We start from the raw sequence: 20591 nt of genomic DNA, 5'->3' as shown, positions 1-20591 counted from the left end.
ACTGCCGGGTGACGAGTGCCGACGAGATGACCGGTCAGACGGACGACCCCGGACCCAGCGGTTACGCGGCGGCCCGGCTCCGCCTCCTCCAGGAGAAGGCGGAGCCCGGGCCGCCGCGCCGTTCGGCCCTCGCCCGGCTGACCGACGCGTGGATGAGCGCGCTCTTCAGCTCGGCCGCCGGGGCCGCGGGGGTGCGTGGTGCGGCCCTGGTGGCCGTCGGGGGATACGGGCGCGGTGAACTGTCACCGCGCAGCGACCTGGACCTGGTCCTGCTGCACGACGGGAAGGCGGACCCGGGCGCCATCGCCTCGCTCGCCGACCGGGTCTGGTACCCGGTGTGGGACCTGGGGCTCGACCTCGACCACTCCGTACGGACACCGGGCGAGGCGCGCAGAACGGCGGCGGACGACCTCAAGGTCCAGCTCGGGCTGCTCGACGCCCGGCACGTCGCCGGTGACCTGGGGCTGACCGCCGGGCTGCGGACGGCCGTACTGGCCGACTGGCGCAACCAGGCGCCGAAGCGGCTGCCCGAGCTGTACGAGCTGTGCCAGGAGCGCGCCGAGCGTCAGGGCGAGCTGCAGTTCCTCCTCGAACCCGACATCAAGGAGGCCAGAGGCGGGCTGCGGGACGCCACCGCGCTGCGGGCCGTCGCCGCGTCCTGGCTGGCCGACGCCCCCCGCGAAGGACTCGACCGCGCCCGCAGGAGGCTCCTCGACGCACGGGACGCGCTGCACCTGGTGACCGGGCGCGCCACCGAACGGCTCGCCCTCCAGGAACAGGACCAGGTCGCCGCCGAGCTCGGGCTGCTGGACGCCGACGTGCTGCTGCGCGAGGTGTACGAAGCCGCGCGCACCATCTCGTACGCCGGTGACGTCACCTGGCGCGAGGTCAACCGGGTGCTGCGCTCGCGCTCCGCGCGCCCCCGGTTGCGCGCCCTCCTCGGCGGTGGCGGCGCCAGGACGGCCGCTGCCGAGCGGACCCCGCTCGCGGAAGGTGTGGTGGAGCTGGAGGGCGAGGTGGTGCTGGCCCGCACCGCCCGGCCCGAGCGGGACCCCGTACTCCCGCTGCGGGCCGCTGCCGCGGCGGCCCAGGCCGGGCTGCCGATCTCCCTGCACGCCGTGCGCCGGCTCGCGGGCGGCGCACGCCCGCTCCCGGTGCCCTGGCCCGCCGAGGCGCGCGAACAACTGGTCACGCTGCTCGGCGCGGGGGAGTCCACGGTGCCGGTCTGGGAGGCGCTGGAGGCGGAGGGGCTGATCAGCGGGCTGCTGCCGGACTGGGAGCGGGTGCGGTGCAGGCCGCAGCGGAACGCCGTACACACCTGGACCGTCGACCGTCATCTGGTCGAGACCGCCGTGCGGGCGTCCTCGCTGACCCGCCGGGTGGGCAGGCCCGACCTGCTGCTCGTCGCGGCCCTGCTGCACGACATCGGCAAGGGCTGGCCCGGCGACCACTCGGTGGCGGGCGAGGTGATCGCCCGGGACGTGGCCACCCGGATCGGCTTCGACCCCGCGGACGCCGAGGTGCTCGCCGCGCTCGTACGCCACCATCTGCTGCTCGTCGAGACGGCCACCCGGCGCGACCTGGACGACCCGGCGACCGTGCGTTCGGTCGCCGGGTCGGTGAAGTCCGCCGCCACGCTGGAGCTGCTGCACGCGCTGACCGAGGCCGACGCGCTGGCCACCGGGCCCGCGGCCTGGTCGTCCTGGCGGGCGTCGCTCGTGGACGACCTGGTCGCACGGGTCGGTGCGGTGCTCGCGGGCGAGGCGCCCGAAGAACCGGAGGCGGGCGCGCCGGGCGCCGAGCACGAGCGGCTGGCCATCGAGGCGCTGCGCACCGGCGGCCCGGTCCTGTCCCTGCATGCCAGGACCGAGGAACCGCAGGAGGACGGCGCCCCGCAGCCGGTGGGTGTGGAACTCCTGATCGCGCTCCCCGACCGGCCCGGCGTCCTGCCCGCGGTCGCCGGCGTCCTGGCGCTGCACCGGCTGACCGTACGCGCGGCCGATCTGCGCGCCGTCGAGCTGCCCACCGAACTGGGCCGCCAGGCGGCCGTGCTGCTGCTGACCTGGCGGGTGGCGGCCGAGTACGGATCGCTCCCGCAGGCCGCGAGGCTGCGCGCGGATCTCGTACGGGCGCTGGACGGCTCACTGGACGTCCGTGCCAGGCTGGCCGAACGGGAGGCGGCCTACCCGCGCCGCCGCGGTATCCAGGCGCCGCCGCCCCGGGTCAGGGTGGCCCCCACGGGATCCAGGCTGGCCACGGTGATCGAGGTCCGCGCCCAGGACGCACCGGGCCTGCTGTACCGGATCGGCCGGGCGCTGGAGACGGCCGCGGTGAGGGTGCGCAGCGCGCACGTGTCCACGCTGGGGGCCAACGCGGTGGACGCGTTCTACGTGACGGGGCAGGACGGGGATCCGCTCCCGGCGGAGGCGGCGGCCGGGCTGGCCCGGGAGCTGGAGGCCGGGCTGCGGGGGTGAACGGGGGCGCATCCACCCGGCCGCCGTACCGGGTTCTGTCCCCTGCTCCGGACCCCTGCCGGGGGCAGGGGCAGACCCGACCCACCCCGTCCGGATACCCTGGGGTCCAACCGTCCCCCCGCCCCCGACCCGAGGATCCGCGACCGCCGTGTTCGATACCCTCTCCGACCGCCTTGCCGCGACTTTCAAGAACCTCCGGGGCAAAGGGCGCCTCAGCGAGGCGGACATCGATGCCACCGCGCGCGAAATCCGTATCGCCCTGCTCGAGGCGGACGTCGCGCTGCCCGTCGTCCGCGCCTTCATCAAGCAGATCAAGGAGCGCGCGGCAGGCGCCGAGGTCTCCCAGGCGCTGAACCCGGCGCAGCAGGTCATCAAGATCGTCAACGAGGAGCTCATCGGCATCCTCGGTGGCGAGACCCGCCGCCTCCGCTTCGCCAAGCAGCCGCCGACCGTGATCATGCTCGCCGGCCTTCAGGGCGCGGGCAAGACGACCCTCGCCGGAAAGCTCGGCCTCTGGCTCAAGGGCCAGGGCCACACCCCGCTGCTCGTGGCGTGCGACCTCCAGCGTCCCAACGCCGTCAACCAGCTGAGTGTGGTCGCCGAGCGTGCGGGCGTCGCCGTGTACGCCCCCGAGCCGGGCAACGGCGTCGGCGACCCGGTCAAGGTCGCCCAGGACTCGATCGAGTTCGCCAAGTCCAAGCAGTACGACGTCGTCGTGGTGGACACCGCGGGCCGGCTGGGCATCGACCAGGAGCTGATGCGGCAGGCCGCGGACATCCGTGACGCCGTCAGCCCCGACGAGGTCCTCTTCGTCGTCGACGCGATGATTGGTCAGGACGCGGTCAACACCGCCGAGGCCTTCCGCGACGGCGTCGGCTTCGACGGAGTGGTGCTCTCCAAGCTCGACGGCGATGCCCGCGGTGGTGCGGCCCTGTCGATCGCGCACGTCACCGGCCGGCAGATCATGTTCGCCTCCAACGGCGAGAAGCTGGACGAGTTCGACACGTTCCACCCGGACCGCATGGCGTCCCGGATCCTCGGCATGGGCGACGTGCTCAGCCTGATCGAGAAGGCCGAGCAGACCTTCAGCCAGGCCGAGGCCGAGCAGATGGCCTCCAAGCTGGCCGGCAGCAAGGGGGGCAAGGACTTCACCCTCGACGACTTCCTGGCCCAGATGGAGCAGGTCAGGAAGATGGGCAGCATCTCCAAGCTGCTCGGCATGCTGCCCGGCATGGGGCAGATGAAGGAACAGATCAACAACATCGACGAGCGGGACGTGGACCGTACCGCCGCGATCATCAAGTCGATGACCCCGGCCGAGCGCCAGGACCCGACGATCATCAACGGCTCGCGCCGGGCCCGGGTGGCCAAGGGCTCGGGCGTCGAGGTCAGCGCCGTGAAGAGCCTGGTGGAGCGGTTCTTCGACGCGCGCAAGATGATGTCGAAGATGGCCCAGGGCGGCGGCATGCCGGGAATGCCTGGTATGCCGGGCATGGGGGGCGGCCCGGGGCGCCAGAAGAAGCAGCAGAAGCAGGCCAAGGGCAAGCGCAAGAGCGGTAACCCGATGAAGCGCAAGGCGGAGGAGCAGGCCGCCGCCGCCCGCCGCGAGCAGGGCGGCGCCGCGGGCCTGCCGTCCGGTGAGGACGCGAAGAACTTCGAGCTCCCGGACGAGTTCAAGAAGTTCATGGGCTGACCGCGTCACCCGCGCGGCACGGACCGGTACGTACGGCCGAGCGGCCCGTACCCCTCGGATCTCCGGGGGTACGGGCCGCTTCGCCGTGGTGAGGCGGTGGGCAGCCCGCGGTCAGGCGGTCCGGGCGACCACGTAACGGAAGATGTTCGGCATCCACACCGTGCCGTCGCGCCGCAGATGGGGGTGGAGCGCCTCGGCGACCTCCTTCTTGACCTGGTCCCGGTCCGTCGCCCGTATCGCCGCGTCGAACAGCCCGGTCGACAGCAGCCCCCGCACCGCGCTCCGCAGGTCCGCGTACCCGAACGGGCAGGCCACCCGGCCCGATCCGTCGAGCTTCAGCCCGGCCCGCGCCGCGACCTCCTCCAGATCGTCCCTGCGCGGCTGACGCACGGCATCGGCCAGTCGGGTGGCGACCCGCAGCACGGCCGACGCCGAGCAGCGCTCGGGCGGACCCCAGCCGGTCAGGACCACCGCGCTGCCGCGCTCCAGCAGCGGCACCGCGTCCTCGACCGCGGGCATTGCTCCGTCCGGGTCACCCGTGACGCCGCCCATCGGCTCGAAGGCCGTCAGCAGGTTGTACGGCACGGTGGCGCCGCCGGAGGCCTCGGCGGGCCCACCGTGCACCAGGCGGGTCCTGCCGCGCCGTGCACCGGGCGTACCGTCCGCGCCGTCCGGCAGCAGCCGCTCCCGGGCCAGCGCGATGCGCTCGGCATGCGTGTCCACGCCGGTGACGCTCGCCCCGCGGGCCGCGGCCATGAGCAGGGCGAGCCCCGAACCGCAGCCGATCCCGAGCAGCCGGGTGGCGCTGCCCGCGTCCAGCCGCTTGTAGACCGCTTCGTAGAGCGGCACCAGCATCCGTTCCTGGATCTCGGCCCAGTCGCGGGCACGCGCGACCGCTTCCTCTGTGGGAGCCGCAGCCACGGACCGGTGGTTCCGGACGAGCGTTGATGACATCGAAGCGCCCCAATTCGCCGAGAGATCGGTTGTGCTCGGTTTGCAAACCCCCGTGCAGATGTGCGCGCACTGTCCTGTTGCCCAGAGAACTCCGCATCGGCGCTCAAGTCCAGAGGGGGTGAGGCAATGCTTGCGTTGCCGGAATATGCGTCCTGACTGTGCGTCTCCGGGCGCGAAAATCAATCACGTTCCCGGGGGTACTCGCCGTACGATTCGCGCCATGAAAAAGGCTCCCGTTCTCACGCCCCGGGCGGACGACTTTCCCCGCTGGTACCAGGACCTGATCAACAAGGCCGAACTCGCGGACAACGGTCCGGTGCGGGGCACCATGGTCATCCGCCCGTACGGCTACGGGCTGTGGGAGCGGATGCAGCAGGAGCTGGACGCCCGCATCAAGGCCGCGGGCGCTCAGAACGCCTACTTCCCGCTCTTCATCCCCCAGTCTTACCTGACTCGCGAAGCTGAGCATGTCGAGGGATTCGCGCCGGAGCTCGCTCTCGTCACCCATGCCGGTGGCAGAGAGCTCGAAGAGCCGGTGGTCGTCAGGCCCACATCCGAGACGATCGTCAACGAATACTTCTCGAAATGGGTGCAGAGCTACCGGGATCTGCCGCTGCTCATCAATCAGTGGGCGAATGTGGTCCGTTGGGAGATGCGGCCGAGGGTGTTCCTGCGGACCACCGAATTCCTCTGGCAGGAGGGCCACACCGCCCATGCCGACAGGTCGGAGGCGCATGACTTCGCCGCGCACATCCACCGGAACGTCTACGCGGACTTCATGGTCAACGTGCTCGGCATCGATGTGGTGCTCGGCCGCAAGACCGCCGCGGAACGGTTCGCGGGCGCGATCAACACCCTGACGCTCGAAGCCATGATGGGGGACGGCAAGGCCCTCCAGATGGGCACCAGTCACGAACTCGGCACGAACTTCGCCAAGGCGTTCCACACCGAGTACCTGTCGAAGGACGGCAAGCAGGAGCTGGTCTGGCAGACGTCCTGGGGCGCCACGACCCGGCTGGTCGGCGGGCTGATCATGTCGCACGGCGACGACAGCGGCCTGCGGGTGCCGCCCCGGCTGGCGGCCGTGCAGGCGGTGGTCGTCGCCATCAAGGGCGACGAGGCGGTGGCGAAGGCCCGCGAGATCGGCGCGCGGCTGGAGGCGGCGGGGATCAGGGTCCGCGTCGACGACCGCACCGACATCCCCTTCGGCCGCCGGGCCGTCGACTGGGAGCTCAAGGGCGTCCCGGTACGGATCGAGATCGGCCCGCGGGACCTGGCTGAGGGCACGGCGGTCCTGGTCCGCAGGGTGGTCGACCCGCAGGCCGCCGGCGGTCCCGGCGGCAAGGAGTCCGTACGCGTGGATGAGCTCGCCGGGCTGCTGCCCGCGGTGCTCGAAGAGGCGCAGAGCCAGTTGCTGCGCGAGTCGCGGGAGCGCCGTGAGTCCCGTACCAGCGAGGTACGGACGGTCGGGGAGGCCGCCGAGGCGGCGGCCGCGGGCGGCTGGGCCCGGATTCCGTGGGCCCTCCTCGGCCCCGAGGGCGAGGCCGAACTCGCCGGGCACGGGGCATCCGTACGGTGTCTGGTCGCCGAGGACGGGGCGGTGCCGGAGTCGGACGACGCTCCCGGTACCGTCGCTCTGGTCGCTCGTGCGTACTAGTCGCTCGCGTACGGGTGGGGGCCGACGGTCCCGGCGTCGGGTGCGGCCGGTGACCGGCCGCTGAATCGGCCGAAACGCCCCTTGTGGGTCGGCCGGTGGAGCGCGGACCGGCGTGGGACCCGTGGCTACGCGCCGGGGCGTACGCGACCCTACGTACCACCTTGGTGTGAGCTGTGAGGCTTCTCCGCAGATCAGCGCACCCGCCCTCGTCCGGACGCATCAAGGGCAACTGACGGGTACGTGCAAATTATTTGGGATGCCCCGGAATAGGAACACAGCGGTACCCCGGCTCGTTGTCACGACGTGAGCACGACACCAACTGTCCTCGCCGCAGAGCTGGCGCAGGCGTGGGCCGATATTCAGCGGTACCACCCCGAGCTGCCGGATCTAGCCGCGCCCGAGTCCCTGATCGGCGAGTCCTCGTCCGCCTGCGGCGCTGAACTCTCCTTCGAGCGACTGCTCCATGAGGCAGTCCACGGCATCGCCGCCGCGCGAGGTGTCCGCGACACCTCGCGCGCCGGCCGCTACCACAACCGCAGGTTCCTGGCGATCGCCGAGGAGATGGGGCTTGACCACCCCGAGGAGCCGCATCCCAGCAGCGGCTTCTCGCTGGTCTCGCTCAACCCCGAGGCGAAGCGCAGATACCGCCAGACCATCGAGCGGCTCCAGCGCGCGCTCAAGGCGCACACGGTCGCCACGGCCTCCGACACCAAGCGCTCCTTCCGCGGACCTGCCGCCCGGCACGGTTCCTCCGGCGGCGGGGTGCGCGTGAAGGCGGTCTGCGACTGCGGCCGCAATGTCCGGGTCGTTCCGTCCGTGCTGGCCCAGGCGCCCATCGTCTGCGGTGGCTGCGGAAAGGCATTCCGTATCCCGGAAGTGGTCGCAGCGGCCGGCTGATCCGGGGTGCCGCGACGTATGGCACAATGGCTAGCTGTACTCGACAGCCGCACAGGAACCCTCTCGTCCTCCGGCTGACGCGTCCATCGGGCACCCGAGTACCGCAACCCCACGTGGCATCTCGTTGTGCCCAACCACGTCAAGACCAGGAGACACCACTTCCGTGGCAGTCAAGATCAAGCTGAAGCGTCTGGGCAAGATCCGTTCGCCTCACTACCGCATCGTCGTCGCCGACTCCCGTACCCGCCGTGATGGCCGGGCCATCGAGGAGATCGGCCTGTACCACCCGGTGCAGAACCCCTCGCGCATCGAGGTCAACTCGGAGCGTGCGCAGTACTGGCTGTCCGTCGGCGCCCAGCCGACCGAGCCGGTCATGGCGATCCTGAAGCTCACCGGTGACTGGCAGGCGCACAAGGGCCTCCCGGCCCCCGCGCCGCTGCTGCAGCCGGAGCCGAAGGCCGACAAGCGCGCCGCGTTCGAGGCGTTCGCCAAGTCCATCGAGGGCGACGAGCCGAAGGGTGAGGCCATCACCCCGAAGGCGAAGAAGGCCGACAAGAAGGCGGACGAGGCGGCTCCGGCTGCTGAATCCACCGAGTCGACCGAGGCCTGAGCATGCTCGAGGAGGCTCTCGAGCACCTCGTGAAGGGCATCGTCGACAACCCCGACGACGTACAGGTCGCCTCGCGCGACCTCCGTCGCGGGCAGGTGCTGGAGGTCCGGGTGCACCCCGATGACCTCGGTAAGGTGATCGGCCGCAACGGCCGCACCGCGCGCGCCCTGCGCACCATCGTGGGCGCCATCGGCGGCCGTGGGATCCGGGTCGACCTCGTCGACGTGGACCAGGTCCGCTGAGAAGTAGCTGAACACCGGCTCGGGCCGGGGAGGGCTGAGAAGCCGTCCCCGGCCTTTGTCGTCCGCGGTTCGCGCGGCAACACAGAAGCAGAAGCAGAAGAGGAGCGAAGCGTGCAACTGGTAGTCGCACGGATCGGGCGCGCCCACGGGATCAAGGGCGAAGTCACCGTGGAGGTGCGCACGGACGAGCCCGAGCTGCGGCTCGGACCCGGCGCGGTGCTCGCCACCGACCCTGCGGCCACCGGGCCGCTGACGATCGAGACCGGCCGGGTGCACAGCGGCAGGCTGCTGCTGCGCTTCGCGGGGGTCACGGACCGGACGGGCGCCGAGGCGCTCCGGAACACCCTGCTGATCGCCGACGTCGACCCGCAGCAGACTCCGGAGGACCCCGAGGAGTTCTACGACCACCAGCTGATGGACCTCGACGTGGTGCTGGCCGACGGCACCGAGGTCGGCCGGATCACCGAGATCACCCACCTGCCCTCGCAGGACCTCTTCATCGTGGAGCGCCCCGACGGCAGCGAGGTCATGATCCCCTTCGTCGAGGAGATCGTCACCGAGATCGACCTGGAGGAGCAGCGGGCCGTCATCGACCCGCCGCCCGGCCTGATCGACGACGGCCAGGCCGAGGTGGCCGGCGCCCGGGACGACGACTGATGCGGCTCGACGTCGTCACGATCTTCCCGGAGTACCTCGAACCGCTGAACGTCTCGCTGGTGGGCAAGGCGCGCGCCCGCGGCCGGCTCGACGTACAGGTGCACGACCTGCGGGACTGGACGTACGACCGGCACAACACGGTCGACGACACCCCCTACGGCGGCGGCCCCGGCATGGTCATGAAGACCGAGCCCTGGGGCGAGGCGCTGGACGAGGTGCTGGCCGCCGGTTACGAGTCGGGCGCGTCCGGCCCCGTCCTGGTCGTGCCCACCCCCAGTGGCCGGCCCTTCACCCAGCAGGTCGCGGTCGAACTCTCCGAACGGCCCTGGCTGGTCTTCACGCCCGCCAGGTACGAGGGCATCGACCGGCGGGTCGTCGACGAGTACGCGACCCGGATGCCGGTGTACGAGGTCTCCATCGGGGACTACGTCCTGGCCGGCGGCGAGGCCGCGGTCCTGGTGATCACGGAAGCCGTCGCCCGGCTGCTGCCCGGTGTGCTCGGCAACGCCGAATCGCACCGCGACGACTCCTTCGCGGCCGGTGCGATGGCCGACCTCCTCGAAGGCCCCGTCTACACGAAGCCGCCCGAGTGGCGCGGCCGGTCCATCCCGGACGTCCTGCTGAGCGGCCACCACGGGAAGATCGCGCGCTGGCGCCGGGACGAGGCGTTCCGGCGTACGGATCTCAACAGGCCGGATCTGCTGGAGCGCGGCGACCCCGCGTCCTTCGGCAAGAAGGACCGCGAAATGCTCTCGATCCTGGGCTGGAAGCAGGGGCCCGGCGGGCGATTTGGGCGAGAGCCCGGGGACGTGGAAGAATAGGCCGCTGCTGTACGTCCGGCGTGCGCCCCTGCCACAGGGGGAACGACGACCGTCCGACGCGATCAGCTCCCGAAACTCATCACGATGATTCCGTCGATGACCTGTGGCATCGGCGAAGAAAGCAGAAGATCATGTCCAGCCTGCTCAACGACGTCAACACCGCTTCGCTGCGGTCCGACCTTCCGGCCTTCCGCGCCGGTGACACGGTCAACGTCCACGTCCGTGTCATCGAGGGCAACCGCTCGCGTATCCAGCAGTTCAAGGGTGTCGTCATCCGCCGCCAGGGTGCGGGCGTCAGCGAGACCTTCACGGTCCGCAAGGTCTCCTTCTCGGTCGGCGTCGAGCGTACCTTCCCGGTGCACAGCCCGATCTTCGAGAAGATCGAGCTCGTCACCCGCGGTGACGTCCGTCGCGCGAAGCTGTACTACCTCCGTGAGCTGCGCGGCAAGGCCGCGAAGATCAAGGAGAAGCGCGACCACTGAGTCCACAGGGCGGCCGGATAAGCTCTGGCCCCGATGGACACCGAAGCACAGCACAAGGAGCGCGACCGCTCGCCCGAACCGGATACGTCCGGGGAGGAGCAGCGGTCGCGCTCTGTGCGTCTCTCCGCGCTGATCGAGGGGCCCTGGCGCAAGGCCGGGCTGCTGGCCCTCGTCTGCCTGGTGTTCCTGCTGCTGCTGAGTACGTATGTGATGCAGCCGTTCCTGATTCCCAGCGGCTCCATGGAACCCACGCTCCAGGTGGGGGACCGGGTGCTGGTGAACAAACTGGCGTACCGGCTCGGCGACGAGCCGCAGCGCGGGGACGTGGTGGTCTTCGACGGGACCGGCTCCTTCGTGCAGGAAGCGCCCGCGCGGAACCCCGTGACCCGGGCGGTGCACGGTGCGGCGGCCGCGCTGGGTCTCGCCGCGCCGGCCGGTACCGACTACGTCAAGCGTGTGGTGGGGGTGGGGGGCGACCATGTGGTCTGCTGCGACAAGCGCGGCCGGATCGAAGTGAACGGGCGGCCGGTGGACGAGACGTACCTGTATCCCGGCAACCCGCCCTCCCAGGTGCCCTTCGACATCGTGGTGCCCGCCGGAACCCTCTGGGTGATGGGCGACCACCGCTCACGCTCCAGCGACTCCCGTGATCATCTCGGTGATCCCGGTGGCGGGATGGTCCCGGTGGACCAGGTCATCGGGCGGGCCGGTGGGATCGGCTGGCCGTTCAGCCGCTGGACCTCGCTGGAGCGGACCGGTGCCTTCGACCGGGTACCGGCGGCCGGCGGCAGCCATGGGTAACCGGGGGAGAGCGCGCGACAGCGGGGGGAGCGCGGATCGGACGGCGGCGGTCGACGGCCCCACGGGCGAGCGGTCCCTCCCCACCAGGGCCGAGCGGCGCAGGCTGGCGCGCAAGGTGCAGCGGCGGCGGCGCCGCTCCACGGCGCGCGAGATACCCGTTCTCATCGTCGTGGCGGTCGTCATAGCGCTGGTGCTCAAGACGTTCCTGGTGCAGGCGTTCGTCATCCCGTCGGGTTCGATGGAGGAGACGATCCGGATCGGCGACCGGGTACTGGTGGACAAGCTCACCCCCTGGTTCGGCTCGAAGCCGCAGCGCGGCGATGTCGTCGTCTTCAAGGACCCCGGCCACTGGCTGCCGCCGGAGGAGAACCAGACCCGGAGCTCTCCGTTCCTCGTCAAGCAGCTCAAGGCCGGACTGACCTTCATCGGGCTGCTGCCGTCGGACAACGAACAGGACCTGATCAAGCGGGTCATCGGGGTCGGCGGGGACACCGTGAAGTGCTGCGACAAGAAAGGCAGGGTCACCGTCAACGGCGTCCCGCTGAACGAGCCGTACCTCCATCCGGGGAATCCGCCCTCCCAGCTGAAGTTCGAGGTGAAGGTCCCGGTCGGGCGGCTCTTCGTGATGGGCGACCACCGGTCCAACTCGGCGGATTCCCGGTTCCATCTGGACGAGCCCTACCAGGGGACGGTGCCCGTGAGCGGCGTGGTGGGGCGGGCGGTCGTGATCGCCTGGCCGTTGGGACACTGGAGCAGGCTCAAGGAGCCCGCCACCTTCGCATCGGTGGCGTCGGCGGCGCCGGGTCCGTCCGGCTCCGATCAGCCCGGCTCCGGTCCGGCAGGCTCGGATCCGTCCGGCTCCGGGCCGGGGGGCCTCGCCTCTCAGGATCGGCACGTAAACTTCCCGCTCCCGACTCCTGCGGAACTTCCGCTCGTTATGGGAGTGGTGGGCCTGCGTCTCCCCGGAGGCAGGCGACGGCACGGAGTGAGGAGTGGATGTGGGGGACGTGGCGGTCGGCGCGCGATCCGGACACGAAGAGCCAGAGGACCGGCCCGGGCCGCCCGTTGGTGGCGCGGGAACCGAAGCCTCTGACAGTGGGAGGTCCGACGGGTCCGACAGGGCCGGTGGCCAGCACAGGGCCGGCGGCCGGCAGAACGGCCCCGACGGGCCGGACGACCTTGACGAGGACGGCAGGGACGGCGAGAACAGCGGAGACAGGGGACCGAAGAAGCAGCGCTCCTTCTGGAAGGAGCTGCCGCTCCTCATCGGCATCGCGCTGGTCCTGGCGCTGTTGATCAAGACGTTCCTGGTCCAGGCGTTCTCGATCCCCTCCGACTCGATGCAGGACACGCTGCAGCGCGGCGACCGGGTGCTGGTCGACAAGCTGACCCCGTGGTTCGGCTCGGAGCCGGAGCGGGGCGACGTCGTGGTGTTCCACGACCCGGGCGGCTGGCTCGAAGGTGAGCCGACCCCGACTCCGAACGTGGCGCAGAAGTTCCTGAGTTTCATCGGCCTGATGCCGTCCGCGGAGGAGAAGGACCTGATCAAGCGGGTCATCGCGGTCGGCGGGGACACGGTTTCCTGCAAGAAGGGGGGCCCGGTCGTCGTCAACGGCAAGGCGCTGTCCGAGAAGTCGTTCATCTATCCCGGCAACACCCCCTGCGACGACCAGCCGTTCGGGCCGATCCATGTGCCCAAGGGCCGGATCTGGGTGATGGGTGACCACCGTCAGGACTCGCTCGACTCGCGCTACCACCAGCAGCTGCCCGGTGGCGGCACGGTGTCCGACAAGGAGGTCGTCGGCAGGGCGTTCGTGGTGGCCTGGCCGGTCAACCGCTGGGACTGGCTGGGTGTTCCGAGCACCTTCGACCAGAAGGGCATCAACGCCGCCGGATCGCTCGCTCCCGGGGCGCTCGGGCTCGCCGGGGCGCTGCCGTTGGTGATCCGGCGCAGGCGCAGGCTGACCCGCGACGGTACTGCCGGGTAAGGTGCGCTCCCAGATCGTCGATCTCCGATGTGGGGGAGCGCTGGGATGAGCGGAACAGTACGTACGAGTGAGGGTGGCGGCCGGCTCGGCAGTGCGCTGTCGGGTCTGGCCGTGGCCGTCGGCTGCGTGCTCTTTCTCGGAGGGTTCGCCTGGGGTGCGGTGGAGTACAAGCCGTACACCGTGCCTACGGACTCGATGACCCCGACCGTGCAGGTGGGGGACCGGGTACTGGCACAGCGAATAGACAGCAGTGCGGTGCACCGCGGGGACGTGGTGGTTTTCAAGGACCCCGACTGGGGCGACATGCCGATGCTGAAGCGGGTCGTCGGAGTCGGCGGCGACGAGGTCGCCTGCTGCGACAGCAGGGGCCGCCTCACGGTGAACGGCGAGGGGATCAACGAGCCGTATCTCAAGGCCGATTCGCTCTCCAAGGGGCGGGCCTCCGCGATGGCGTTCACGGTGAAGGTGCCCGAGGGGCGGCTCTTCCTGCTCGGTGACGAGCGCACCAACTCGATGGACTCACGCGTCCACCTCCAGGACGCGTCCCACGGCTCGGTACCGCGCTCGACGGTTTCCGCTCGGGTCGACGCCATCGCGTGGCCGCTCAGCGGCGGAACGGTCGAGCGGCCCAAGGGCTTCGCCGCGCTGCCGGGCGGGGTCTCCCAGCCGGGGCCGCTGAAGCTGATCCTGGCCGCTGTGCTGGCCGGAGTGGTGCTGATCCTGGGCGGGGCGGTCTACGGGCCGCTCGCACGGCGGCTGGGCGGCAGGAAGAAGGTGCCCGCCGGTGCCGGCTGAGCTGCGGGAGGTGGCGCGCGTCATCCTGCTCGATCCGGCCGACCGGGTGCTGCTGATGCACGGATTCGAGCCCGCCGATCCGGCGCGTACCTGGTGGTTCACTCCGGGCGGAGGTGTCGAGGCCGGGGAGACCCACGAGGAGGCCGCGCTCCGCGAGGTACGGGAGGAGACCGGCATCGACACGGTGGACCTCGGCCCGGTGCTGTGGACCCGGGTCTGCTCGTTCCCGTTCGACGGGCGCCGGTGGAACCAGGACGAGCGGTACTTTCTCGGGCGAACCACTCGGACGGCGACCGCCATGGACGGGCTGACCCCGCTGGAGCAGCGCAGTGTCGCGGGGCTGAGGTGGTGGACTTCCGCCGAACTGTCCGCGACGCGTGAGACGGTGTACCCGACCAGGCTCGCCGGGCTGCTGCGCACGCTGCTCGACGAGGGTCCCCCGGCTGCACCGGTGGTCCTGGCCCCGGAAATCGTCTAGGGGTGCGGGGAGCGGCGCACAATAGGGGGACGCACGGCTGAAGGGGAACATGCCATGAGCGCCGAGGACCTCGAAAAGTACGAGACCGAGATGGAGCTGAAGCTCTACCGGGAGTACCGCGACGTTGTCGGCCTGTTCAAATATGTGATCGAGACCGAGCGGCGCTTCTACCTCACCAACGACTACGAGATGCAGGTGCACTCCGTACAGGGCGAGGTCTTTTTCGAGGTGTCGATGGCTGATGCCTGGGTCTGGGACATGTACAGGCCGGCCAGGTTCGTCAAGCAGGTACGCGTACTGACCTTCAAGGATGTGAACATCGAGGAGCTCAACAAGAGCGACCTCGAACTTCCGGGTGGCTGAGTTGTCCACAACCGGCGAGTAATCCACCAAGATCCACACGGTGGCTGCCCGGGCGGCACAGTCGGTGCCGGAGGTGGTGCCGAATGAACGCACGGGGGGCACTCGGGCGGTACGGCGAGGAGCTGGCGGCGAGGACGCTGGCCGGATCCGGAATGACCGTCGTCGAGCGGAACTGGCGGTGCAGGTCGGGCGAGATCGACATCGTGGCGCGGGACGGCGACGCGCTGGTCGTCTGCGAGGTGAAGACCCGCAGGGAAGGCTCTTTCGAACATCCGATGGCCGCGGTCACCCCGGTCAAGGCCGACCGGCTCAGACGGCTCGCCGAGTGCTGGCTCGCGGCGAACGGCGGGGCGCCGCCCGGCGGGGTGCGGATCGATCTGATCGGGGTCGTGCTGCCCGGGCGTGGGGCGCCTGTGGTGGAGCATGCGCGGGGGGTGGCCTGATGGGCTTCGCACGTGCGTGTTCGGTCGCGCTGGTCGGGGTCGACGGCGTGGTGGTGGAGGTCCAGGCGGATCTCGAACCGGGCATCGCCGCTTTCACCCTGGTGGGGCTGCCGGACAAGAGCCTCATCGAGAGCCGGGACCGGGTCAGGGCCGCCGTGGTGAACTCGGGCGCCGAGTGGCCGCAGAAGAAGCTCACGGTCGGGCTAAGTCCGGCGTCGGTGCCGAAGAGCGGCAGCGGGTTCGATCTGGCTGTCGCCTGCGCCGTCCTGGGGGCGGCCGAGCGCGTCGACCCGAAGGAGATCGCCGATCTGGTGCTCATCGGTGAGCTGGGGCTCGACGGCCGGGTCAGGCCGGTACGTGGCATTCTGCCCGCTGTGCTGGCGGCGGCCGAGGCGGGATACAGCCAGGTCGTGGTCCCGGAGCAGACCGCGGGGGAGGCGTCGCTGGTGCCGGGGATCTCGGTGCTCGGGGTGCGGAGCCTGCGGCAGCTCATCGCCGTACTCACCGGTGAGCCGGTCCCCGACGAGGCGGCTCCGGTGCGGGGGCAGCCGGACTCGATGCTGGCAGGGCTGATGGTGCCGGGCGCCGGTGCCGGCACCGGGCTGGCCCCGGGGCCGGGACCCGGGGCGGGGCCCGATCTCGCGGACGTGGCGGGGCAGCCGACCGCCAGAAAGGCACTGGAGGTCGCCGCCGCCGGGGCCCACCATCTGCTGCTGCACGGGCCTCCCGGTGCGGGCAAGACCATGCTGGCCGAGCGGCTTCCGGCGATCCTGCCGCCGCTGACCAGGCACGAGTCGCTGGAGGTCACGGCGGTCCACTCGGTGGCCGGCATCCTCCCACCGGGGGAGCCACTGATCGGGACCGCGCCGTACTGTGCTCCCCACCACTCCGCGACCATGCAGTCGCTGGTCGGCGGCGGCAACGGACTGCCCCGGCCCGGAGCCGTGTCCCTGGCACACCGAGGGGTCCTCTTCCTCGACGAGGCACCCGAATTCTCCGTCCGGGTCCTCGACGCGCTCCGCCAGCCGCTGGAGTCCGGGCACGTGGTGGTCGCGCGCAGCGCCGGGGTGGTGCGCTTGCCCGCCAGGTTCCTGATGGTGCTGGCCGCCAACCCCTGCCCCTGCGGCCGGCACACGATGAACGGCTCGGGGTGCGAATGCCCGCCGTCGGCGGTCCGCCGGTACCAGGCCAGACTCTCCGGCCCGCTGCTCGACCGGGTGGATCTGAGGGTCGAGGTGGAGCCGGTGCGCCGCTCGGATCTCATGGAGCAGGGCGGTGCGGGTGAGTCGTCCGCCGCTGTGGCCGTTCGGGTACGGGAGGGCCGGGAGCGGGCGGCGGCGCGGCTGGCCGGCACGCCGTGGAGCACCAACAGCGAGGTGCCGGGCCACGAGCTGCGGACCCGCTGGACGGCCGCGCCGGGTGCGCTCGCCGCGGCCGAGCGGGACATGGAGCGAGGGCTGCTCACGGCCCGAGGTCTCGACCGGGTCCTGAGAGTGGCCTGGACGGTCGCCGACCTGGCGGGCCGCGACCGGCCGGGCGCCCAGGACGTCGGGCTGGCCCTCCAGCTGCGGACCGGCGTGGACCGCGGGGCGTTGCTCGCCGCAGGGAAGGACGCCGGATGAGTACGGACACCGATGGGGACGAGCGGCTGGCCCGGGCCGCCCTGACCCGGATCGTCGAGCCGGGTGACGAACTGGGCGGCCGGTTGCTGCGCGAACTGGGGGCCGTGGAGCTGTGGCGGCGGCTGCGCACCATGGCGGACGGCGGGGAGGCGGCGTTCCCCGGGGCGAGCGCCAAGCGGCTCGGCGGCTACCGGCTGCGGGCGGCCGCGGCGCGGCCCGAGCGGGATCTGCGGGACGCGGACGCGGGCGGCGGGCGGTTCATCTGTCCGGGCGACCCGGAATGGCCGGCGCAGCTCGACGACCTGGGGGACGCACGGCCGATCGGGCTCTGGGTGCGGGGCCGGCCCCATCTGCGGATATGGGCGCTGCGCTCCGTCGCGGTGGTCGGTGCCCGCGCCTGTACGGCTTACGGGGCGCACATGGCGGCTGCCCTGGGATCGGGCCTCGCAGAGCTCGGCTGGGTCGTCGTGTCGGGAGCTGCCTTCGGTGTCGACGGCGCCGCCCACCGCGGTGCGCTCGCCGCCGGCGGCGCCACCATCGCCGTGCTGGCCTGCGGTGTCGACACGGTCTACCCGCGCGGTCACGCCGAGATGATCGGGCGGATCGCGGAACAGGGTCTGCTCATCGGTGAGTTGCCACCGGGTGCCCACCCCACGCCCAGCCGCTTCATCCTCCGCAACCGCGTGATCGCCGCGCTCACCCGGGGAACCGTGGTCGTCGAGGCCCAGTACCGCAGCGGCTCACTGGCCACCGCGCGCAGTGCGCAGAAGCTCGGCCGGTACACGATGGGTGTGCCGGGGCCGGTCACCAGCGGGCTCTCAGCCGGTGTGCACGAACTGCTGCGCGGCGGGGGTGTTCTGGTCACCGACGCGGCCGAAGTCGCCGAGCTGGTGGGGGACATCGGCGATCTGGCACCCGGCAGACATGGTCCTGTCCTGCCGCGGGACCTCCTCGGACCGGTAGCCGCCCGGGTGCTGGAGGCGCTTCCGGGCCGTGGCGCGATGGACGGGCGTGATGTGGCCCGCGAGGCCGGGACAACGGCCGACGAAGCGCTCGCGAGGCTGTACGAACTCCACTCGTTGGGGTTTGTTGAACGGCGAAGTGAAGGATGGCAGTTGGCAGTGGCGGCGCCACAGATCGCGGACACCCGGCGAGGCGATGCTTGACCTGGGGCAATCGGGTGAAAAGGTGATGTCGCAGCCTCGGCAGGGGCCTTCCGGCATCACCTCCCCGACGCGGTCCACGGGACCGCGGCACACAGGTGCTATGACGTACTCATCGCGCCCTGCGATGCTCCAGTCACGCTACGCTCACAAGGAATCCGGCTCAAAACAAGTCCCACGCAGGTCCCAGCAGAACGGCTCAAGGCAACGAATGCCCCAGCACACGTCCGGGTCTGACCGCGCGGCAGCGCCACCGGCTGCACGTGGCCATATTCGGCCCCCCGCGCCGTCATCACTCGATGAGCTGTGGCGGTCGTACAAGTCGACGGGCGACAAACGGCTGCGCGAGCAGCTGATCCTGCACTACTCGCCCCTGGTGAAGTACGTCGCGGGCCGGGTCAGCGTGGGGCTGCCGCCCAATGTCGAGCAGGCCGACTTCGTGTCCTCCGGCGTCTTCGGACTGATCGACGCCATCGAGAAGTTCGACATCGAGCGGTCCATCAAGTTCGAGACCTATGCGATCACCCGGATCCGCGGGGCGATGATCGACGAACTCCGCGCGCTCGACTGGATTCCCCGCTCGGTCCGGCAGAAGGCACGTGCGGTCGAGCGTGCCTACGCCACGCTGGAGGCCCAGCTGCGCCGCACTCCGTCCGAGGCCGAGGTCGCGGCCGAGATGGGCATCGCCGTCGAGGAACTGCACGCGGTCTTCAGCCAGTTGTCGCTGGCGAATGTAGTGGCCCTGGACGAGCTGCTGCACGTCGGCGGCGAGGGCGGTGACCGGCTGAGCCTGATGGACACCCTGGAGGACACCGCCGCGGACAACCCGGTGGAGCTGGCCGAGGGACGCGAGCTGCGCAGACTGTTGGCCCGCGCCATCAACACGCTCCCCGACCGGGAGAAGACCGTCGTCACGCTGTACTACTACGAGGGCCTCACGCTGGCTGAGATCGGCCATGTCCTCGGGGTCACGGAGAGCCGGGTCAGCCAGATCCACACCAAATCGGTCCTGCAGCTTCGCGCCAAGCTGTCGGACGTCGGCCGCTGATTCCGCAGGCGAATCGTGCCTGCCGAAGGGGCTTCCGTAAAGTGGGCCCGTGCCCAGGATTCGAGCGGCCTCCGTGGCCGAACACCGAACCATGCAGCGCGGTGCCCTGCTGGACGCCGCTCGCACCCTCCTCTCCGAAGGCGGCACGGAGGCGCTGACCTTCCCGGCCCTCGCCGAGCGCACCGGCCTCGCGCGCTCCTCCGTGTACGAGTACTTCCGCTCGCGCGCCGCCGTGGTGGAAGAGCTCTGTGCCGTCGACTTCCCGGTCTGGGCCGCGGAGATCGAGTCCGCGATGGAGCGGGCCCCTGATCCGGCGGGCAAGGTCGAGGCGTATGTGCGCCAGCAGCTGGCGCTGGTCGGCGATCAGCGCCACCGGGCGGTGGTGGCCATCTCCGCGGGCGAGCTCGACGCGGGCGCTCGCGAGAAGATCCGTGCCGCGCACGGCGGTCTCATCGCGATGATCGTCGAGGCGCTCGAAGCTCTGCACCACGACCAGCCGAGGCTCGCGGCGATGCTGCTCCAGGGAGTGGTGGACGCGGCGGTGCGGCGCATCGAGACGGGTTCGGCCGAGGACCCCGCGGTGGTGGCCGAAGCGGCCGTCGCGATGGCCCTGGGCGGCGTCCAGGGCTGACGCCCGCCAGTGCGTGCGCACCGCCGGTGCGTGCGTCCCGCGGGGTGGAGCCCTGTGATCACTGTCGCCCTGGTCGCCCCCGTCGTCCCCGGTGCCGTTGTGATCTCCGGTGCCGCTGTGGGCTCCGGAACTCCGAATACCGGGAGCAGCCTGGACGGCCCCAGGTGCAGCAGTCCGGGCGGGAGCAGCGACAGCGGGTCCAGGTAGACGTCACCGCGCAACAGCCCCCAGTGCAGACAGCCCGACGGACAGTGGGACGGCCCGTCCTCCCGTACGGCGACCGGCCGGCCCGCGGTCACCTCGTCCCCCGTCCCGACGAGCGCCCGGACCGGTTCGTATGTCGTGCGCAGGGGTGTGCCCGACACCGCGATGGTGAGCACCCCGTGCCCGGCCACCCGGCCCGCGAACGTGACCCGGCCGGGTGCGGCGGCCAGGACCGGTGTGCCGGGTGCGGAGGCCAGGTCGACCCCGCGGTGCCCCGGCCCGTATGGAGAGGCGGGCGGGTCCCAGCCGTGAACGATCCGTGGACGGCCGGCCACCGGCCAGCTGCGGTCGGCCGGCGCGGGTACGCGCGCCGGCACCGTCGGCGCGTCCGCTCCCCTCGCGGACAGGGCGGGCGGCTCGGTGCGAGGGAGCCCGGCCCCGGAGGCGACGGCCATCGCGGCCACGGCCGCCGGCAGCACCGCGCACACCGCGCACACCGCGCACACCGCGCACACCGCCACGAGTAACCGGGCGAACCATGCCTTCAGGCCAGGGGTGTCCGGTTCGC

Annotated in this window: 21 protein-coding genes and 1 pseudogene; 20 read left to right on the top strand and 2 right to left on the bottom strand. The window is 71.3% G+C overall.

The genetic code is table 11. The annotated features are described in order from the left end of the window. The first annotated feature begins 26 nt into the window (after nucleotides 1–26). Both OG285_RS08040 and ffh read left to right on the top strand, forming a co-directional pair. The gene (locus OG285_RS08040) at nucleotides 27–2474 is read left to right on the top strand and encodes a [protein-PII] uridylyltransferase (protein WP_371793481.1); all 2448 of its coding nucleotides are present in this window, start codon (nucleotides 27–29) and stop codon (nucleotides 2472–2474) included. Between the two features lie 148 nt (nucleotides 2475–2622). Further along, nucleotides 2623–4167, top strand: coding sequence for a signal recognition particle protein (gene ffh, locus OG285_RS08035; RefSeq protein ID WP_356832715.1), 1545 nt, complete (start codon nucleotides 2623–2625; stop codon nucleotides 4165–4167). A 111-nt stretch (nucleotides 4168–4278) separates the two neighbouring features. Here ffh and OG285_RS08030 read toward each other — a convergent pair whose 3' ends face one another. After that, nucleotides 4279–5121, bottom strand: a complete 843-nt coding sequence (locus tag OG285_RS08030) for a methyltransferase domain-containing protein (RefSeq protein ID WP_356832713.1) — start codon at nucleotides 5119–5121, stop codon at nucleotides 4279–4281. A gap of 220 nt (nucleotides 5122–5341) precedes the next feature. Between OG285_RS08030 and proS the strand changes: the two genes are divergently transcribed. The 18 genes from proS to OG285_RS07940 all read left to right on the top strand — a co-directional run bounded on the left by proS (nucleotide 5342) and on the right by OG285_RS07940 (nucleotide 19819). Next, nucleotides 5342–6778: a proline--tRNA ligase gene (gene proS / locus OG285_RS08025; protein WP_356832712.1), complete on the top strand. Its 1437-nt coding sequence runs from the start codon at nucleotides 5342–5344 to the stop codon at nucleotides 6776–6778. A gap of 303 nt (nucleotides 6779–7081) precedes the next feature. Further along, entirely contained in the window at nucleotides 7082–7675 is a 594-nt protein-coding gene (locus tag OG285_RS08020; RefSeq protein ID WP_328319875.1) for a hypothetical protein, read from the top strand. 163 nt (nucleotides 7676–7838) lie between these two features. After that, nucleotides 7839–8285, top strand: coding sequence for a 30S ribosomal protein S16 (gene rpsP, locus OG285_RS08015; RefSeq protein ID WP_327294999.1), 447 nt, complete (start codon nucleotides 7839–7841; stop codon nucleotides 8283–8285). A 2-nt stretch (nucleotides 8286–8287) separates the two neighbouring features. Continuing rightward, nucleotides 8288–8527: an RNA-binding protein gene (locus tag OG285_RS08010; protein ID WP_356832710.1), complete on the top strand. Its 240-nt coding sequence runs from the start codon at nucleotides 8288–8290 to the stop codon at nucleotides 8525–8527. Nucleotides 8528–8638: 111 nt separating this feature from the next. Continuing rightward, nucleotides 8639–9184, top strand: a complete 546-nt coding sequence (gene rimM, locus OG285_RS08005; RefSeq protein WP_356832708.1) for a ribosome maturation factor RimM — start codon at nucleotides 8639–8641, stop codon at nucleotides 9182–9184. Beyond that, a complete protein-coding gene (gene trmD, locus OG285_RS08000) occupies nucleotides 9184–10005 on the top strand; it encodes a tRNA (guanosine(37)-N1)-methyltransferase TrmD (protein ID WP_356832706.1) in 822 nt (273 codons plus the stop codon). Before rimM ends, trmD begins: the two co-directional genes overlap by 1 nt. Before the next feature lie 131 nt (nucleotides 10006–10136). Next, nucleotides 10137–10487, top strand: coding sequence for a 50S ribosomal protein L19 (gene rplS, locus OG285_RS07995; protein WP_356832704.1), 351 nt, complete (start codon nucleotides 10137–10139; stop codon nucleotides 10485–10487). A gap of 33 nt (nucleotides 10488–10520) precedes the next feature. After that, the gene (lepB, locus tag OG285_RS07990) at nucleotides 10521–11288 is read left to right on the top strand and encodes a signal peptidase I (RefSeq protein ID WP_371790605.1); all 768 of its coding nucleotides are present in this window, start codon (nucleotides 10521–10523) and stop codon (nucleotides 11286–11288) included. Beyond that, a complete protein-coding gene (lepB, locus tag OG285_RS07985) occupies nucleotides 11281–12381 on the top strand; it encodes a signal peptidase I (RefSeq protein WP_371790604.1) in 1101 nt (366 codons plus the stop codon). The genes lepB (OG285_RS07990) and lepB (OG285_RS07985) overlap by 8 nt, the downstream gene beginning before the upstream one ends. Then, nucleotides 12296–13276, top strand: a complete 981-nt coding sequence (gene lepB / locus OG285_RS07980) for a signal peptidase I (protein WP_356832794.1) — start codon at nucleotides 12296–12298, stop codon at nucleotides 13274–13276. The genes lepB (OG285_RS07985) and lepB (OG285_RS07980) overlap by 86 nt, the downstream gene beginning before the upstream one ends. Nucleotides 13277–13321: 45 nt before the next feature. Then, nucleotides 13322–14071, top strand: coding sequence for a signal peptidase I (lepB, locus tag OG285_RS07975; protein WP_371790603.1), 750 nt, complete (start codon nucleotides 13322–13324; stop codon nucleotides 14069–14071). Next, nucleotides 14061–14549, top strand: a complete 489-nt coding sequence (locus OG285_RS07970; protein WP_371790602.1) for an NUDIX hydrolase — start codon at nucleotides 14061–14063, stop codon at nucleotides 14547–14549. Before lepB (OG285_RS07975) ends, OG285_RS07970 begins: the two co-directional genes overlap by 11 nt. 54 nt (nucleotides 14550–14603) lie before the next feature. Continuing rightward, entirely contained in the window at nucleotides 14604–14912 is a 309-nt protein-coding gene (locus OG285_RS07965) for a DUF2469 domain-containing protein (protein WP_003965949.1), read from the top strand. Nucleotides 14913–14995: 83 nt separating this feature from the next. Then, nucleotides 14996–15355 carry a YraN family protein gene (locus OG285_RS07960; RefSeq protein ID WP_356832694.1) on the top strand — a complete coding sequence of 120 codons (360 nt, stop codon included), beginning with the start codon at nucleotides 14996–14998 and terminating at the stop codon, nucleotides 15353–15355. After that, the gene (locus tag OG285_RS07955; RefSeq protein ID WP_371790601.1) at nucleotides 15355–16977 is read left to right on the top strand and encodes a YifB family Mg chelatase-like AAA ATPase; all 1623 of its coding nucleotides are present in this window, start codon (nucleotides 15355–15357) and stop codon (nucleotides 16975–16977) included. The genes OG285_RS07960 and OG285_RS07955 overlap by 1 nt, the downstream gene beginning before the upstream one ends. Then, nucleotides 16974–18143 carry a DNA-processing protein DprA gene (dprA, locus tag OG285_RS07950; RefSeq protein ID WP_356832690.1) on the top strand — a complete coding sequence of 390 codons (1170 nt, stop codon included), beginning with the start codon at nucleotides 16974–16976 and terminating at the stop codon, nucleotides 18141–18143. Before OG285_RS07955 ends, dprA begins: the two co-directional genes overlap by 4 nt. A 208-nt stretch (nucleotides 18144–18351) precedes the next feature. Then, on the top strand, nucleotides 18352–19188 hold the full coding sequence (gene whiG, locus OG285_RS07945) for an RNA polymerase sigma factor WhiG (protein ID WP_356832688.1): 837 nt from the start codon (nucleotides 18352–18354) through the stop codon (nucleotides 19186–19188). Nucleotides 19189–19279: 91 nt separating this feature from the next. Then, on the top strand, nucleotides 19280–19819 hold the full coding sequence (locus OG285_RS07940) for a helix-turn-helix domain-containing protein (RefSeq protein ID WP_356832792.1): 540 nt from the start codon (nucleotides 19280–19282) through the stop codon (nucleotides 19817–19819). A gap of 254 nt (nucleotides 19820–20073) precedes the next feature. Here the strand turns inward: OG285_RS07940 and OG285_RS07935 are convergent. Next, a pseudogene (locus tag OG285_RS07935) lies at nucleotides 20074–20478 on the bottom strand (peptidoglycan DD-metalloendopeptidase family protein); the annotation flags it as partial. Nucleotides 20479–20591: the final 113 nt, after the last annotated feature.

Origin of the sequence: Streptomyces sp. NBC_01471, from assembly GCF_041438865.1 — a bacterium.
Lineage (GTDB): Bacteria > Actinomycetota > Actinomycetes > Streptomycetales > Streptomycetaceae > Streptomyces.
Note: the sequence above shows the minus strand (reverse complement) of the source record. Positions and strands in the feature narration are given on the sequence as shown.

Coding starts and splice junctions, on each gene's coding strand:
- OG285_RS08040 (WP_371793481.1), top strand. CDS start 27: ATGACCGGTCAGACGGACGACCCCGGACCCAGCGGTTACGCGGCGGCC.
- OG285_RS08030 (WP_356832713.1), bottom strand. CDS start 5,121: ATGTCATCAACGCTCGTCCGGAACCACCGGTCCGTGGCTGCGGCTCCC.
- proS (WP_356832712.1), top strand. CDS start 5,342: ATGAAAAAGGCTCCCGTTCTCACGCCCCGGGCGGACGACTTTCCCCGC.
- OG285_RS08010 (WP_356832710.1), top strand. CDS start 8,288: ATGCTCGAGGAGGCTCTCGAGCACCTCGTGAAGGGCATCGTCGACAAC.
- trmD (WP_356832706.1), top strand. CDS start 9,184: ATGCGGCTCGACGTCGTCACGATCTTCCCGGAGTACCTCGAACCGCTG.
- rplS (WP_356832704.1), top strand. CDS start 10,137: ATGTCCAGCCTGCTCAACGACGTCAACACCGCTTCGCTGCGGTCCGAC.
- lepB (WP_371790605.1), top strand. CDS start 10,521: ATGGACACCGAAGCACAGCACAAGGAGCGCGACCGCTCGCCCGAACCG.
- lepB (WP_371790604.1), top strand. CDS start 11,281: ATGGGTAACCGGGGGAGAGCGCGCGACAGCGGGGGGAGCGCGGATCGG.
- lepB (WP_371790603.1), top strand. CDS start 13,322: ATGAGCGGAACAGTACGTACGAGTGAGGGTGGCGGCCGGCTCGGCAGT.
- OG285_RS07965 (WP_003965949.1), top strand. CDS start 14,604: ATGAGCGCCGAGGACCTCGAAAAGTACGAGACCGAGATGGAGCTGAAG.
- OG285_RS07960 (WP_356832694.1), top strand. CDS start 14,996: ATGAACGCACGGGGGGCACTCGGGCGGTACGGCGAGGAGCTGGCGGCG.
- OG285_RS07955 (WP_371790601.1), top strand. CDS start 15,355: ATGGGCTTCGCACGTGCGTGTTCGGTCGCGCTGGTCGGGGTCGACGGC.
- dprA (WP_356832690.1), top strand. CDS start 16,974: ATGAGTACGGACACCGATGGGGACGAGCGGCTGGCCCGGGCCGCCCTG.
- whiG (WP_356832688.1), top strand. CDS start 18,352: ATGCCCCAGCACACGTCCGGGTCTGACCGCGCGGCAGCGCCACCGGCT.
- OG285_RS07940 (WP_356832792.1), top strand. CDS start 19,280: ATGCAGCGCGGTGCCCTGCTGGACGCCGCTCGCACCCTCCTCTCCGAA.